Genomic DNA, 268 nt, shown 5'->3' on the forward strand with positions numbered 1-268 from the left:
GAAAACCGGTCCGGTGATCGCCCATACGATCACCAGTGCGGTGGCCAAAACGAACGTCGCCGGACGGCCGGCGAAACTCGACAATTTGCTGGAGAATCTGGAAAACCAGTTGCTGTTCATGCTCGCCTCCCAGTCCGTTGTGCCCGCGAGCGTTCGCCTCATGGCGCACGGGTCTGCTGCAAATCCGAAGCGAGCATCCGCCGTGCCCGCACAGACTGCACCCGCTGTTTCCACGGCGCGAGAAGTGGCCAGTCTGCCTGGGCCATAG

General features: G+C 62.3%; 1 protein-coding gene. It reads right to left on the minus strand.

Annotated elements, in window-relative coordinates:
• On the minus strand, nt 1-162 hold a 162-nt coding region (locus SB772_RS41575; protein WP_410838719.1), incomplete at its 3' end, for a low affinity iron permease family protein.
• Between the last annotated feature and the right edge of the window lie 106 nt (nt 163-268).

The sequence above is a fragment of the Paraburkholderia sp. SIMBA_030 genome (assembly GCF_046535245.1).
Classification (GTDB): Bacteria; Pseudomonadota; Gammaproteobacteria; order Burkholderiales; family Burkholderiaceae; genus Paraburkholderia.